The sequence below is a fragment of the Marinobacter sp. genome (assembly GCF_048266785.1).
Taxonomy (GTDB): domain Bacteria; phylum Pseudomonadota; class Gammaproteobacteria; order Pseudomonadales; family Oleiphilaceae; genus Marinobacter.
The window spans coordinates 72331-86225 of record NZ_JBLWYX010000010.1; the positions used below are offsets into that span (position 1 = coordinate 72331).

13 protein-coding genes and 2 pseudogenes are annotated in these 13895 nt (G+C 52.8%); 7 read left to right on the forward strand and 8 right to left on the reverse strand.

The window, feature by feature from the left end:
- Positions 1–43 precede the first annotated feature (43 nt).
- Both ACN0V1_RS14220 and ACN0V1_RS14225 read left to right on the forward strand, forming a co-directional pair.
- Positions 44–1444 carry an aspartate aminotransferase family protein gene (locus ACN0V1_RS14220; protein ID WP_417545621.1) on the forward strand — a complete coding sequence of 467 codons (1401 nt, stop codon included), beginning with the start codon at positions 44–46 and terminating at the stop codon, positions 1442–1444.
- An 89-nt stretch (positions 1445–1533) separates the two neighbouring features.
- Positions 1534–2343, forward strand: coding sequence for a response regulator transcription factor (locus tag ACN0V1_RS14225; RefSeq protein ID WP_417545622.1), 810 nt, complete (start codon positions 1534–1536; stop codon positions 2341–2343).
- Between the two features lie 24 nt (positions 2344–2367).
- Here the strand turns inward: ACN0V1_RS14225 and ACN0V1_RS14230 are convergent, their stop codons facing one another.
- Both ACN0V1_RS14230 and ACN0V1_RS14235 read right to left on the reverse strand, forming a co-directional pair.
- Positions 2368–3855, reverse strand: a complete 1488-nt coding sequence (locus ACN0V1_RS14230) for an aldehyde dehydrogenase (protein ID WP_417545623.1) — start codon at positions 3853–3855, stop codon at positions 2368–2370.
- Positions 3856–4002: 147 nt separating this feature from the next.
- Positions 4003–5061, reverse strand: a complete 1059-nt coding sequence (locus tag ACN0V1_RS14235) for an NAD(P)H-dependent flavin oxidoreductase (protein WP_417545624.1) — start codon at positions 5059–5061, stop codon at positions 4003–4005.
- A 249-nt stretch (positions 5062–5310) separates the two neighbouring features.
- On the opposite strand from ACN0V1_RS14235, the gene ACN0V1_RS14240 reads away from it, so the two are divergent.
- Positions 5311–6276: an ABC transporter substrate-binding protein gene (locus tag ACN0V1_RS14240; RefSeq protein ID WP_417545625.1), complete on the forward strand. Its 966-nt coding sequence runs from the start codon at positions 5311–5313 to the stop codon at positions 6274–6276.
- Here ACN0V1_RS14240 and ACN0V1_RS14245 read toward each other — a convergent pair.
- From ACN0V1_RS14245 to ACN0V1_RS14255, 3 genes and pseudogenes are all read right to left on the reverse strand, one after another.
- Positions 6244–6372 (reverse strand): hypothetical protein, encoded by a 129-nt coding sequence (locus ACN0V1_RS14245; protein ID WP_417545626.1) that lies wholly within the window; start codon positions 6370–6372, stop codon positions 6244–6246. The two genes, ACN0V1_RS14240 and ACN0V1_RS14245, sit on opposite strands and share 33 nt — an antisense overlap.
- Before the next feature lie 97 nt (positions 6373–6469).
- Positions 6470–8572: pseudogene (locus ACN0V1_RS14250) on the reverse strand (membrane-bound PQQ-dependent dehydrogenase, glucose/quinate/shikimate family); the annotation flags it as partial.
- A gap of 234 nt (positions 8573–8806) precedes the next feature.
- The gene (locus tag ACN0V1_RS14255) at positions 8807–9091 is read right to left on the reverse strand and encodes a hypothetical protein (protein ID WP_417545627.1); all 285 of its coding nucleotides are present in this window, start codon (positions 9089–9091) and stop codon (positions 8807–8809) included.
- Positions 9092–9426: 335 nt separating this feature from the next.
- Between ACN0V1_RS14255 and ACN0V1_RS14260 the strand changes: the two genes are divergently transcribed.
- Both ACN0V1_RS14260 and ACN0V1_RS14265 read left to right on the forward strand, forming a co-directional pair.
- Entirely contained in the window at positions 9427–10395 is a 969-nt protein-coding gene (locus ACN0V1_RS14260) for a beta-ketoacyl-ACP synthase III (protein WP_417545628.1), read from the forward strand.
- A gap of 125 nt (positions 10396–10520) precedes the next feature.
- Positions 10521–10793 carry a YebG family protein gene (locus ACN0V1_RS14265; RefSeq protein ID WP_291944354.1) on the forward strand — a complete coding sequence of 91 codons (273 nt, stop codon included), beginning with the start codon at positions 10521–10523 and terminating at the stop codon, positions 10791–10793.
- Positions 10794–10877: 84 nt separating this feature from the next.
- On the opposite strand, the gene ACN0V1_RS14270 is transcribed toward ACN0V1_RS14265, so the two are convergent.
- The 3 genes from ACN0V1_RS14270 to ACN0V1_RS14280 form a co-directional block, all read right to left on the reverse strand.
- On the reverse strand, positions 10878–11165 hold the full coding sequence (locus ACN0V1_RS14270; protein WP_417545629.1) for a putative inorganic carbon transporter subunit DabA: 288 nt from the start codon (positions 11163–11165) through the stop codon (positions 10878–10880).
- Complete coding sequence (locus ACN0V1_RS14275) at positions 11162–11380, reverse strand: putative inorganic carbon transporter subunit DabA (RefSeq protein WP_417545630.1); 219 nt, start codon at positions 11378–11380, stop codon at positions 11162–11164. The genes ACN0V1_RS14270 and ACN0V1_RS14275 overlap by 4 nt, the downstream gene beginning before the upstream one ends.
- Positions 11381–11685: 305 nt before the next feature.
- The gene (locus ACN0V1_RS14280) at positions 11686–11970 is read right to left on the reverse strand and encodes a hypothetical protein (protein ID WP_417545700.1); all 285 of its coding nucleotides are present in this window, start codon (positions 11968–11970) and stop codon (positions 11686–11688) included.
- Here ACN0V1_RS14280 and ACN0V1_RS14285 point away from each other — a divergent pair.
- A pseudogene (locus ACN0V1_RS14285) lies at positions 11866–12152 on the forward strand (LysR substrate-binding domain-containing protein); the annotation flags it as partial. The gene ACN0V1_RS14280 and the pseudogene ACN0V1_RS14285 sit on opposite strands and share 105 nt — an antisense overlap.
- 110 nt (positions 12153–12262) lie before the next feature.
- On the forward strand, positions 12263–13744 hold the full coding sequence (locus ACN0V1_RS14290) for a flavin-containing monooxygenase (RefSeq protein WP_417545631.1): 1482 nt from the start codon (positions 12263–12265) through the stop codon (positions 13742–13744).
- The last annotated feature ends 151 nt before the right edge of the window (positions 13745–13895 follow it).

Below are 13895 nucleotides of genomic sequence, written 5' to 3' on the forward strand. Positions count from 1 at the left end.
ATGGTTTAAACGTGCTACAGACGCACATCCAAGGGAGGCCAGAATGCTAAATACAATAATCGCTCATCCAGAAGCGACCGCTGACACTATTCGCGCTGCTGACGCAGCACACCATTTACATCCTTTCACTAACAGCCATAACCTGAACATCAAGGGTGCCCGGGTTATAGAAAGGGCCAAGGGAGTTTATCTCTGGGACAGCGACGGCGAACGCCTGATCGACGGCATGGCTGGCCTCTGGTGTGTAAACCTCGGTTATGGACGCCAGGAACTTATCGACGCAGCCCATCACCAGCTGCAAACGCTTCCTTACTACAATACGTTTTTTCAGACCACCCATGAACCGGCGACGCGGCTGGCACAAGCAATCGCCGAAGTCACGCCACGGGATCTGAACCACATTTTTTTTGCCAGCTCTGGCTCGGAAGCGATTGATACCATCATTCGCATGGTTCGCCATTACTGGGCGCTGGAAGGCAAGCCATACCGCAAGATTCTGATCGGTCGTGAGAATGCCTACCATGGCAGTACCATAGCAGGCGCCAGTCTTGGTGGTATGGCTGGCATGCACAAACAGGGTGGTCCCCTCCTGTCCGATATCCATCGCATCCGACAGCCTTACTGGTACGGAGAAGGCGATTCGATGAGTGAGGAAGCGTTCGGGGTTGCCTGTGCCAAAGCGCTGGAAGATAAAATTCTCGAGGTGGGCCCGGACAACGTCGCAGCCTTTATAGGTGAACCCGTGCAGGGCGCAGGCGGGGTTATCGTACCGCCAGAAAATTACTGGCCCGAAATCCAGCGCATCTGTCGTAAATACGACGTTTTGATCGCGTCAGACGAAGTCATCTGCGGCTTTGGCCGCACAGGAAGCTGGTTTGGCTGCGAGTCTTTCGGTTTTCAGCCAGATATCGTATCAATGGCCAAGGGACTTTCGTCAGGCTACCTGCCAATTTCGGCCGTTGCCGTTGGCGATCGGATTGCGAATACCCTCATCAAGGAAGGTGGCGACTTCAATCATGGCTTCACCTATTCCGGCCACCCGGTTGCCGCAGCTGTAGCATTGGAAAATATCCGTCTGCTTCGCGAAGAGAATGTCGTGAGCTACGTAGCCACTACCATTGGGCCCTACTTTCAGGCCCAACTGCGAGACCGTCTTGGAAGCCACCCTTTGTGCGGCCACATTGAAGGCGTTGGCTTGCTCGCAGGGATTGCACTGGTCAAGGACCGGGATTCAAAAACCTTCTTTGGGCCGGATACGGATGTTGGTACCGTGTGCCGGGACCACTGTTTCCGTAATGGCCTGATAATGCGCGCCTGCGGCAATCGGATGGTGCTTTCCCCGCCGCTGGTGATTACCCCTGCACAAGTGGACGAAATAATAGATAAAGCCCGTAAATGTTTTGATCTGACCTACGCAGATGTAAAAACCGGAAAGCTCTTTTGAGCCATGCCTGGTTACGTTCGCAGCAAGACAGCCTGGCCCAGGCCAGGCATTTTGCATAAGCTCTACAAAAACCCGGGCATGAGTAGCCAATGAAAGAGCGCATCAGTCAGATTAATGCCGGTGACAGCTGGCAAAAGAAAATTGCGGTTCTGATCGAACATCAACGCCTGCGAAGCTTTCCCGTTTTACTTCAAGAGTTTCTCTCAACGCTATGTTTTTACGATACTTTCATAATGGTTACTTACAAAAAATCATTGCGCCCAATCCTGATCTACCCAACAAGCCCTGAAGAACAAAGCAGCACCCTGCGGAAATACCTCAACCATGCTTTTGTCCTGGATCCGCTATCCCATTCGATCAAATCGGGGATCGCGCCAGGCGTTGTACGACTGGTAGATATCATGCCGGACTCTTTCAAGGAAACGGAATATTTCAACACCTGCTATAAAGATTTCGGGCTGGTGGATGAAATCAATCTGATCATCCATCTTGACGAAAAAGTAACCTGCACTCTGACGCTTGGGCGCAAGGCTAGCCTGGATAGCATTTCACGTAACGAACTCAAGGCTCTTAACGATTTCTATCCGATTCTGAGTGCGCTTGTGCGGCAGTTCTGGCTGGCACAGTCGGGGGAATTTTTGCAATACGGGCGATCTGACGGCCCGATGAAACGTGCCCTTAAAACCTTTGCCAGCGGTGTGTTAACCCAACGGGAAAGGGAAATAACCGATCTGATACTGCGGGGCCATTCGTCGCAAGCCATTGCCGACCTGCTAAAAATCAGTGCAGGAACCGTGAAGGTCCATCGTAAAAACATCCATAACCGGCTGAATACCTCGACCCAGGCCGAGATATTCACCCAGTTTATCGCGCACCTGAACAGCCTGGACGATCACTGACCGCCCTCCGTACAAATCGCCCGATCAGAGGCTGATCCATACCGTTTTAAGGTCGGTATACTTCTCGATGGAGTGCAGCGATTTATCGCGACCGTTGCCGGAAGCCTTCACGCCACCGAACGGCATGGTTGAATCACCGCCACCCCAGCCATTTACCCAGACCATACCACTTTGAATCTGTTTGCTAACGCGATGGGCTCGCGACAGATTGTCTGTCCATACAGACGCGCCAAGCCCGTAACGGTTGTCATTGGCAAGCCGCACTGCTTCGTCCTCATCATCAAACTCGCACACTGCCAGAACCGGCCCAAAGATTTCCTCTTGCACGAAGCGCATGTCATTACGTGCACCGTCAAAAATGGTGGGCTCAATGTAGTAGCCCTGGCCTTCCATGTATTCCGGAATTCCGCCGGTTACCAGGTTTGCACCATCATCCATGGCAGATTTGATGTACCGCGAAACGGTGTCCAGTTGTGCCTTGTCGACCAGCGGGCCCATCCTTGTTTCCGGATCCAAAGGATCGCCGCCCTTGTAACTTGCAGTGGCGGCGAGCAAAGCCTTCAGGAAACGGTCCTTGATCGACTTGTGGAGATATAAGCGGGAGCAGGCAATGCAGACCTCGCCCTGATTGGAGAAAATCGCAGCGGCGGCTGTTTCCGCGGCGCGCTCGATATTCGCGCAGTCTTCGAAGACCACCATCGGCGACTTCCCGCCCGCTTCCAGCCAGACCCTTTTCAGGTTCGATTGGCCGGCATACTCCATCAACATACCCCCAACCCGACTGGAGCCGGTAAACGCGAGTACGTTCACATCACGATGCAGAGCAAGAGCTTTGCCTGCGGTGTGGCCATACCCTGGAAGAACATTCAGCACGCCATCAGGAAGACCTGCCTCCGTCGCCAGCTCGGCCAGCCGCAAAACGCTGAGAGGGCTCTTCTCCGAGGGTTTGAGCACAACGGAGTTGCCCGCTGCCAGTGCCGGTGCTAGTTTCCATGCAGCCATCATTAACGGGTAGTTCCAAGGCGTAATCACCGCAACAACGCCTACTGGCTCATGGCTTATCAAGCCAAGAGTATCGCCACCCGTCGGTGCAATTTCACCGTAGACCTTGTCGATGGACTCCGCTGTCCAGCGAAAACAGTCAATGGAATCCGGCAGGTCAACGCTGAGCATTTCCGATATCGATTTACCCATGTCGAGCGTGTCTGTCAGCGCCAGTTCATCACGGTGTTTCTGCATCAAATCTGCCAGTCGCAATAGCACCTTTTTGCGCTCACCCGGTGCCTTGCGTGACCAATTGCCTGAAGCAAATGCCGCTTTAGCCGCAGCTACCGCCAGATCGGCGTCTGCCTGATCACAGCTAGTAACCTCAGCCAGCACCCGTTCGGTTGCAGGGTTAATCGTTTTAAAGGTTTCTCCGGAGACCGCTGACTGGAAGCGCCCCCCGATGTAAGCCTGATTTCTGAGAGTGATGTTTTCACTGAGTGTTTGCCACTCGGCTTTTGTCTTCATGGGGCGCTCACATGGCAGATGGGTCGATGCATTGAGGCTAAACATCTGTTAGCCGCATCACCATATACCCCGGGAGGTATGCCGAAGAGTTTCGGAGCGACTTTGAACAGCCTCCTTAAGCACTCTCCACCTTAAGAACGCTCCACCTTAAGCACTCTCCTCCAGAATCACTGCAATCAAATCTGCCGCCGGTAACTCCCGCGCCAAAGGTGCTCCTTGCCCTGCCCATTGCGCAGCAAACTCGTGGTTTCCATGCTTGGAGGCCGCCGCATTGAGACGCTTGGTTGCATCGTAGGCTATCGGGTAATCTGCCGGCGGCGGGCTCTGTTTCGTTTCACCGAACGAAATGAGGCGATTGACGATGCCCCGAGCCGGTCGGCCGGAAAGCACTTTGGTTAATCGTGTTTCCGATGCTCTCTCGCTTTTCAGTGCCGCTCGGTATGCTTCGTTCGCTGCAGACTCCGGGCACAGAACAAAAGCGGTGCCAAGCTGAACCGCAGCCGCACCGGATGCCAACGCCGCTTTCATCCCGAAACCGTCCATTATTCCACCGGCTGCGATGATTGGCAGGGTTGTCTGGCGGGCTAACAGCCGCACGAGCGTCAGAGTGCTCAGGCCTTCATCTGCCGCTTCAGGGTCGAAAATACCTCTGTGGCCGCCCGCTTCAATTCCCTGAGCTACGATGGCATCAATACCCGCGGCTTCAATCTCTTTTGCTTCGCGCGGGCTCGTCGCCGTCGTCATGGTATAGACCCCTACCCCCTTTAACGCTGCAATGCGATCAGCCGTTGGAATACCAAAGTGAAAACTGACAACCGCAGGTTTCAGTTCAAGCAGCACTCGGAGCGTTTCGTCGTCTTCAACAAACGATGTGTAAATTTCACTGAGCGAGTCCGGCGGTTCTATTCCCGCTTCAGCGAACAAAGGCGCCAGATGCTTCACCCAGTCAGCCTCCATCTCTGCATCACGCCGCGCAGGCTGGTGACAGAACACATTCACATTGAAGGGCCCGGGAGTCAGGGCCTGGGTTTGCTTAATCATTTCCCGGGCTTGGGCGGCTGTGCTCGCGCCAATCCCCAGGGAACCCAGGGCCCCGGAGTTGGTAACGGCCGCAGCCAGTTGAGGCGTCGATACGCCCGCCATCGGTGCCTGGACAATCGGATGAGCAATGCCCAGTTGCTCTAATAGTTTTTCCCGCGAATTCATGAAGCGCTCCTTACTGGCTAGAGACCTGACCGGATGCTGGCCGAAAACCCCACACTGTCCGGAAAACAGGCCACTTATGCAGGGTTGTCCGGGAAAGCAAACAGCAGCGTCTTGTATTCCGGACAATCCAATTTATCACTAAAGCAAAAAGTCGTAACTAACAAGCATATAAAGGGCTGGTGTGATTTTTGCTATTCGCCTTTGGGGGTCATCAGCCCTTTCTATACTCAAAAAAAATAAGGACAGTACATGCGTCTGCTCATTCTAGCCTTACTACTGGTAAGCCCGTTGTGTTTCAGCAAGACCGTGGTCGTTATCGAAAGCTATCACAAAGAATATAAATGGGATGCTGACTATCTCGTTGCCATCGAATCTGTACTGGGCGCAGAACATGATATCCACGTTCTGGCTCTGGACACCAAGCGCCTGCCGAAATCTGAGTGGGCCCAGAAGGTAGAAAGCATCCAAAAATCGGTGGCTGAAATCAAACCGGATGTTGCCATTCTGGGTGATGATAATGCCTTTTCATTGATGGCACAGCATCTGGTTGATCAGGAAATTCCGGTTGTCTTTTTCGGTGTGAACGGCACTCCCGTGCAACACCCTGCCCTCGAACACCCGTTGGTTACCGGGGTTTTGGAACGTCCGTTTTTCGAACAAAGCATCCGCCATTTACGCAAAGTTCTCCGCCAGAGGGAACATTTTTTAATTCTGATGGATGACTCTATTACCATGCGCAATGCGGTCAATGACTACTTTGGGGACAAGCGCCAATCGGAGCTTTACGGCTCTCAGATCGATATCGTACTGACCAACGACAAAGACACCTGGTTAAGCACTGCAGAAAATGCGTACACCAAGTACGATGCCGTGATTATAGGTACTCACCATACAATTCGGGACACTGAAGATAACTATATACAGCCAAAAGAGCTTATAAATCAGGCGTACACCAGCTCACCAATCCCGATCTTTTCATTCTGGGACATCTCTATCGGGGCGCAGGAAGCTTTGGGCGGGTTTACAATCTCCGCGCATCAGGAAGGTATTACGGGTGCCCGATTAGCTTCGTTGATCCTCAATGGAATAAAGCCCGATCGTATACCGCAGATTAAATCTCTTAGCGGGCATTATGTATACAGCAAAAGTGGTATGGAGCACTGGAACATCAAGCTCTCGCCATTAATCGCCAGCCAGGCGAACTTTATCGAGTAGCGGAGTCAACAAAACATTGCCCAAATAGGCTTCAATCACATCCGGGTTGGTGCGAATGAATTCAGGAGCGCCTTCAGTAATGCCTTTCCGGAGCACGCGCCCGTCCGTGGGTTTGTAAACGCCGGTGATAATGCTGCAGGGCTCGGGTTCATTTTCTGAAGTCCGAGCCCTTTATTTATTCAACTGCGATCGCTTACGGCAGTTTGTAGGCAATAACGTAGTCGCCGAATGTCGTTCCAATTGAACCGTGACCGCCAGCGACAAGAACCACCATTTGCTCGCCCTTGCTGTTCAGATAAGTCATAGGTGTTGCCTGTCCCCCTGCAGGCAGGCGTGTTTCCCAAATCTGCTTACCCGTTGTCAGGTTGTATGCTCGCAGATAGTTATCAACCGTAGCCGCCAAAAACGCAACACCACCTCGCGTAATGATCGGGCCACCTATGCCTGGCACACCCATTTCTATGGGTAGCGGCAGCGGAGTCATATCGTAGACAGTTCCATTTTTCTGCTTCCAGACAACTTCGCCAGTACGCAGATCTGCACCGGCTACATAACCCCAGGGAGGTTGTTGGCAAGGAATGCCCAAGGGTGACAGGAAGGGCTTCATGTCGACCGCATAAGGGGCACCGGCATTTTCGTTAACGCCCTGCTCGCCCTGATTGGTTTTGCCAAGTTCCGCGCCTTCCTTGGGAACAAGTCTGGAAGTAAACGCCAGATAAAGCGGCATACCAAACATCACCTGGCGTTCAGGATCAACAGCAATTCCACCCCAGTTGAAAACCCCAAAGTTACCGGGGTAAACAATGGTGCCCTGCTCTGACGGCGGCGTGTATTGCCCCTCATAGCGAAGGGAACGGAATTTGATGCGGCAGATCATCTGGTCTACGGCGGTTGCGCCCCACATATCCGCCTCTGTCAGTGCCGGAGGCCGAAAATCAAGACCGGAAACCGGTTGTGTAGCGGAGGCGTAATCGCCCTCGATAGTGCCTCGCGGTGCCTTTTGCTCAGAAACCGGGATGATGGGTTCCCCCGTCTTCCGGTTCAGTACGTAGACATCCCCCTGTTTTGTTGGAACCACCAGAGCTGGCTCAGTGCCCTTCTCGGTGTTCAGGTCTACCAGGCTCGGTTGTGCCGGCGTATCCATATCCCACAGATCGTGATGCACAAACTGCTGCACCCAGGCTACCTGCCCGGTTTCCAGGCTCAAAGCCACGACAGATGAGGCATACTTTTCTTCGTTTTCAGACCGGTACATACCCAGCTGGTCTGGCGTCCGGTTACCCATAGGAAAATAGACTAACCCGAGGTCTTCATCAGCACTGGCCACTGCCCAACTGTTGGGGGAGCTAGCGCTGTAGGTTTCGCGTTCTGCAATGGGCTCCGTATTTTCCGGGTTATCCGGATCCCAGTTCCATTTAAGCTCTCCGGTTTTGACGTCGTAAGCGCGGATAACACCGGAAGGCGAGTTAATGTCGTAATTGTCGTTAACCGCTCCTGCAACAACGATCACTCCATTGGCAACCACGGGAGGCGAGGTTGAGTAATAATAACCATCCTGTTTGAACGGCATGTTATGCATCAGGTCGAGTGAGCCATCATCGGCAAAGCCACTGCAACGCGCCCCGGTTTCAGGGTCGATCGCCAATAATCTTGCATCGGATGTCGGCATGAAAAGCTGAGCATCGCACTGAACGCTTGCGAGCATTTCGGCAGGCTCACTGGCAGTCTTGACGCTTATAGCATTGGCCTTACTTTTTGCATCACTCCCCGACGGAGGAAGATACGATACTCCCCGGCAGGTCTGATGTTGCCGCTGGCTTTCCATCGGCACCTTTGCATCGTAAACCCATTGCTCTTCGCCCGTATCCGCATCAAGAGCCACCAGCCAGTTATGCGGTGTGCACAGAAACAGGCTATTACCAACTTTCAGAGGTGTTGCTTCATAGGTAATTTCGCCAACGTCGTCAGGCCCCTGCAGATCGCCTGTCTGATATTCCCAGGCTTTCTCAAGAGTCCCGACGTTCTCCGCCGTAATCTGATCCAGGGGAGAATAACGCTGTCCCAGATTACTTCTGCCGTACGCATGCCAGCTCTCATCTGAAACATTGCCCATGTTCGGGTCTGCGATCACAATCTCCTCATTGAGCTGTCCATCGACTCGATGCTGATCGAAGGCAATGCTGGATACCGTGATTAAACCAACCACTATCCATACCGAGAAAAGGACCATAACCCCTTTCTTCTGAGAAGCTGGGCCGGGAAACAAGAGCGGAATTGCTAACAGCAGGAATAAACCCTAACCCCAGCGAAACAAGCCAAACACCGTCGACAAACAGAATCAGGCCGAGTACCAGTAAAATAATTGAGAGTACTATCATTTATCCAGCCCCATAATTATCTGGCTATATGCACCCTAGACGATTTATCTCCGGGAAAAAACGACGCCCCGGGCCAGATCCGTAAAAATTTTGGAATCACCGAAAATACCCAACCTCAGATACTGACGGTTGGGTATGAAGGTGTATTTGAATTATTCCGGACCTGCTGCGTGCCGGCAGATGCTATCGAGATCTGGCAGAATAACGGGGAGACCCTGAGCGAGATTCAAGGCTATTCGCCTCATTATCTCGGCTTCGACATGATCCGAACTGGTTGAAGCGGAGCTGTTGGTTTCAAAAATCTTTCGGGCAATGGTTATTTGCGCCAGCGCACCCTGTACTTCCTGATCGTCGGGATATTTGGCTTTCAGGTCATCCGGGGTAAGCCGCAGAAAATCTTTAGCCAACTCCTCGTGACTCGGTGTTGTGGTTTGCATGATCTGACATCCTTTCAAAAGTTTTTATATGACTTTTCAAAAAACGATGCAGCTTGAACAATATGAATATTGCACCAAACAAACAGACAGTTATGATGCTTATCAAATATAGTTAAACATTGTTAAATGACAAGTTTGAGCGAGCAAATCTCATGAAACCCGAGTGCGATCCCCAAGGACGTCTTTGACAAACCGCTAATAACAGGCAAAGGTTCAGAGGTATAGCATGTTCCAAAGCCAAGGAGCATTTGAAACGCGTTCAGTTCCTCTGCCAACAAAGAGGCAACTGTAAATGCGTCTGCTCCCTAATCGGATACACCGTGGGATTTTCGCGAATGACCTTTGCACGCATTGCCGGTACTGGCTCTTACCTGCCAGAGAACATTGTTACCAACAAAGACCTCGAAAAGATGGTCGATACCACAGACAAGTGGATCCGTGAACGCACCGGTATTGAGCAACGGCATGTTGCCGTTGATGGGCAAACAACCGTTGACCTTGCCGAGCAGGCCGCCCTCAATGCCATAGAAGCGGCTGGAATCGATGCCAGTGATATCGATCTGATCGTTTTTGCCACCTCTACTCCAGACAAAATTTTTCCGAGTTCTGCCTGCATTCTGCAAGCCCGATTGGGCATCCGTGGCTGCCCGGCTTTCGATATTCAGGCTGTATGCAGTGGTTTTGTCTACGCTCTCTCGGTTGCCGACAAGTTCATAAAAACCGGGAGCAGTAAAAAGGCTCTGGTTATCGGCGCAGAAGTTTTTTCCCGCATCATAGACTGGTCGGACCGCGGCACCTGCGTGCTGTTCGGGGATGGCGCCGGCGCTGTGATTCTTGAAGCGCATGAAGAGACCGGCATTCTCTCCACCCACATTCATGCCGACGGTCGATACGAAAAACTCCTCCACGTTCCCTGCGGTATCGCTGATGGCTACGATCAGGTAAAAGCCGGGCTGGCCTTCGTGGAAATGAAAGGCAATGAAGTCTTCAAGGTTGCCGTGAATACCTTGGGCAAGATTGTCGACGAGACCCTTGCTGCCAACCAGATGAAAAAGTCTGATATCAACTGGCTCGTTCCCCACCAAGCCAACCTTCGGATTATTTCCGCCACCGCAAAAAAACTGAACATGCCCATGGACCAGGTGGTCGTTACCGTCAACAAGCACGGCAACACCTCGGCTGCTTCCATTCCCCTTGCCCTGGATGTTGCAGTAAGAGACGGACGCATCCAGCGTAATGAGGTTGTTTTGCTTGAAGCGTTTGGCGGCGGTTTTACCTGGGGTTCAGCACTTTTGCGCTATTGATTGGAGTTTTTGCAGCTTTCCCGGCGGACTGATTGCTTTTACCGTTCCTGGGTATATTTCTCTGTGACAGTCAGATACACTGTGTTTTTATACAGTAAAGCAGACATTCACTGCGAGGAATGACCATGGCGGTACAAGCAGTCTATTTTTCCGATAGGGACGGCCTGGATATGGCATTAAAAAATCCTGAGACCATGCTTTTCACATCAAAAGCTGACGCCGATGCCCGGGATAAAATACTGGAACTGGCGGAGGAAATTCAGGTGTTCCTGGCGCGGAAAGTTGAAGGCCTGGGCGATGACATGGCCGAAAAGTGCGCCATGGCCATCGCCGAAGACAAGGATCTCTTTCAGAAAGCTCTGAAAAAGCCGGACGTTCTGAACGCTGCTCAGGATTAACCTGAGCAGCAGTGCCACACCCCCTTATCAAACCGCTCCTGCCCGCCCCCGGGCAGTATTCTGTGCAGCCACAGCCATTGGTTATTAACCAATCCGTGCAACATCGGGCTGGCGCTCACGAACCTGCAGGTCGTTAAAAAGTGCCGCTGCCAGCCGTGCGTTCACGCCACCACTCAGACCACCACAAGCACCGCAGGCCATAGCCGCATAATTAGGGTTGTTATCGGTTTGCGTGCCGTGGCCAACGAACACAAGCAAGGGAGCAAAATTGCTCGTCAACGACATCCCCCGCAGAAAGCCCGCGACCAGCTTGACCTTCTCGTTTTTTGCCAGGGGGTCGCCCCCGAGATGGTGTACCAGAGTGCCGGTCATAGCGCCCGGCTTAAGGGCCCGTGGCTCTGGTGTGAAATCGGCAAACCGAAGAAGCCGGCAAAACCCAGCGTTTGCACACGCGGGTGGTCATTTTCCAGGTGGCCTATTATCACATCAGAGCGCACATTGATACAGAAAACCGCCTGAACATCGGGCCCAGCCTCTGCCGTTTTGACGTCAGTGGTGTTCTCAGAGCTCTCACTCATTATGCGCATGAGCTCGCTGCTGGTCAGAGGCACACTCAAGAGCAACAGCTTCCCACACCAGCAAAGCTGAAAGCAGAGATTCCCTCGCTTCCGAGTCCTCTCCTGCAAGACCTGCCCGCCAGTCGACGCCACTGCTCCACAGCGCTGGAATCCCTCATGATCTCTTCTCCATGGTGAACGGATGATGTGGAATTCTTTTGAGCATACCCGGGGCGTTCAGCGCTTCAGAAGCCAGGCGGCGGGTAATCCGGTCAAACATCAGCTCAAGGTAAAGCCCCTTGCTGAAGTGACGCCACAGGATGCTTGTAAACCGGTTACAGCACACAGGCTGTCGTCAGCAGAAACCAAGGCAGGAAGCGCCCACGACCAGGATCACCCCGCAGATAACGCTCGGAAAAACGCAGGATCACCCAGCCCACAAATCCGACCATTACCGCCATCCAGGCAGCCACTCCTGTGGGGAAAAGTCCTAGCCAGCGACCAGGCACCGCCAGCAAGCCTTTGATCAGCTTTGCGAATACCACAAAGTACGCCCAAGGCTCGTTGCAGAAGTGGATGACATGGCCATGATGCAACTGCTTGCCCGTGATTCGGGGCACTTCGCCGTACTGCCTCCGGTGGTGGTACGGGATGAGCTCAGGAACGGAGATCTTTTTGATCACGGAGCTCTGCCAGGCGTCTATGAGGAGTTCTATGCCATAGTATCCGGCGCCAGTTTGAAAGCCCGGCCCTGCGGGAGCTACTTTCACAGCCGGTAGAAGACTTTATGATGCGCCCCTGAGGTGATCATTCTGACCACCTACTCTGGCGTAAACAGCCATGACCCATATGGCGCCAGATACGTATAATGAACAAGTCGTCATTAATATAATAAAGGTCTGATCATCCGGTATGACTCGACAAAAAAACAGTACGCAGCCCTCGATCATCATCATAGGAACGGGATTTGGCGGCCTTGGCATGGCGATTCAACTAAAAAAAGCCGGCTATGGACAGGTCACACTGCTGGAAAAAGACAACCGCGTGGGCGGCACCTGGCGCGACAACACCTACCCCGGCGCCGCCTGCGATGTGCAGTCGCACTTTTACTCCTACTCTTTCGAGCCAAAACACGATTGGTCTCGCAAATTCGGGCTTCAGCACGAACTTCTTGGCTACATGGAACACTGCGTTGAAAAATACGGCCTCCGGGAGCAGATCCGTTTTAGCTGCGAAGTGGCGGAGGCAGTATTTGACGATGCCCGCAACCTCTGGACGCTGAGGCTTACCGACGGCGAAACGCTGGAAGCGCAAGTGGTCATCACGGCAACAGGCCAACTGAACCAGCCCGCATGGCCTAAAATCGATGGCATGGGCGATTTTGAAGGTGCCTGCTTCCATTCAGCCCACTGGGATCATAATTACGATCTCAAGGACAAACGCGTTGCGGTTATCGGCACCGGAGCGAGCGCCATCCAGTTTGTGCCCGAGATTGCCGGCAAAGCTAAATCCCTGGCCCTGTTTCAACGCTCGGCCGCATGGGTTTTGCCAAAACCGGACCGCCCCTTCAAACGCTGGGAACAAGTCCTTTTCAAAACCATTCCCGCATGGGACAGGCTCTACCGCTACCTGATCTACTGGAAGAACGAAAGCCGCGGTCTGGCATTTACAGGTTTCAGCCGACTGCTCAATATCTTTGCGCGGCAGGCCAAAAAAGAAGCCCGCAAACACGTCATGGATCCGGAAAAGCTCAAGCACATCATTCCGGACTATCAGATTGGCTGTAAACGAATTCTGATATCCAATGACTGGTATCCGGCCATTAACCGAACCAACCTGGACCTTGTTACCGATCCGATTGAAAAAATTGACCATGCCGGCATTCAGACACAATCCGGCAAGCATTACGCTGTTGACGCCATTATCTTTGGTACCGGCTTTCGGGCTTCAGAATTCCTGTCTCCGATTCGTGTAACCGGGCGTGGCGGAAGAACGCTGAACGAAGCCTGGCAAGATGGCGCTGTTGCCTTCAAAGGGATTACTGTCTCGGGATTCCCGAATCTGTTCATGCTCTACGGGCCGAACACCAACCTGGCGCACAACTCGATTCTGTACATGCTGGAATCCCAATTCAATTACGTACTCGGCTGCCTGAAAGTCCTGAAAAAGTACCCTGGCGCCGCTATGGATGTACGGAAAGACCGCATGAAACGCTATTCAAATGTCATTCAGGAAGGCCTTGAAGGCAGCGTTTGGAGCTCAGGATGCGACTCCTGGTACCTCGATGCCAACGGCAAAAACACCCTGAACTGGCCTGGTTTCACTTTCTCTTACCGTTTTTCCACACGCCGCGTGGACACAACAGACTACCAACTGCTTGATCCGGCCGGTTAATGCCCGGCTCCAAGCCTGCACAAAGGCACTCACGTGCAGGCGCACTCCTCAGCTTATCCATAGTTTGTTCCTGAGTTCTCTGGTTTAACAAAAACACAGAGTTTGCATGGCGCACAAATACATAGGATGATTGGATGATCAGATAAACGGA

Bases quoted from the DNA above. Each gene is read 5' to 3' on its own strand.
- ACN0V1_RS14290 (WP_417545631.1), top strand. From the start codon at position 12,263: ATGACTCGACAAAAAAACAGTACGCAGCCCTCGATCATCATCATAGGA.
- ACN0V1_RS14235 (WP_417545624.1), bottom strand. From the start codon at position 5,061: ATGAATTCGCGGGAAAAACTATTAGAGCAACTGGGCATTGCTCATCCG.
- ACN0V1_RS14240 (WP_417545625.1), top strand. From the start codon at position 5,311: ATGCGTCTGCTCATTCTAGCCTTACTACTGGTAAGCCCGTTGTGTTTC.
- ACN0V1_RS14220 (WP_417545621.1), top strand. From the start codon at position 44: ATGCTAAATACAATAATCGCTCATCCAGAAGCGACCGCTGACACTATT.
- ACN0V1_RS14270 (WP_417545629.1), bottom strand. From the start codon at position 11,165: ATGACCGGCACTCTGGTACACCATCTCGGGGGCGACCCCCTGGCAAAA.
- ACN0V1_RS14225 (WP_417545622.1), top strand. From the start codon at position 1,534: ATGAAAGAGCGCATCAGTCAGATTAATGCCGGTGACAGCTGGCAAAAG.
- ACN0V1_RS14275 (WP_417545630.1), bottom strand. From the start codon at position 11,380: ATGCGCATAATGAGTGAGAGCTCTGAGAACACCACTGACGTCAAAACG.
- ACN0V1_RS14260 (WP_417545628.1), top strand. From the start codon at position 9,427: ATGACCTTTGCACGCATTGCCGGTACTGGCTCTTACCTGCCAGAGAAC.
- ACN0V1_RS14255 (WP_417545627.1), bottom strand. From the start codon at position 9,091: ATGCAAACCACAACACCGAGTCACGAGGAGTTGGCTAAAGATTTTCTG.
- ACN0V1_RS14230 (WP_417545623.1), bottom strand. From the start codon at position 3,855: ATGAAGACAAAAGCCGAGTGGCAAACACTCAGTGAAAACATCACTCTC.
- ACN0V1_RS14265 (WP_291944354.1), top strand. From the start codon at position 10,521: ATGGCGGTACAAGCAGTCTATTTTTCCGATAGGGACGGCCTGGATATG.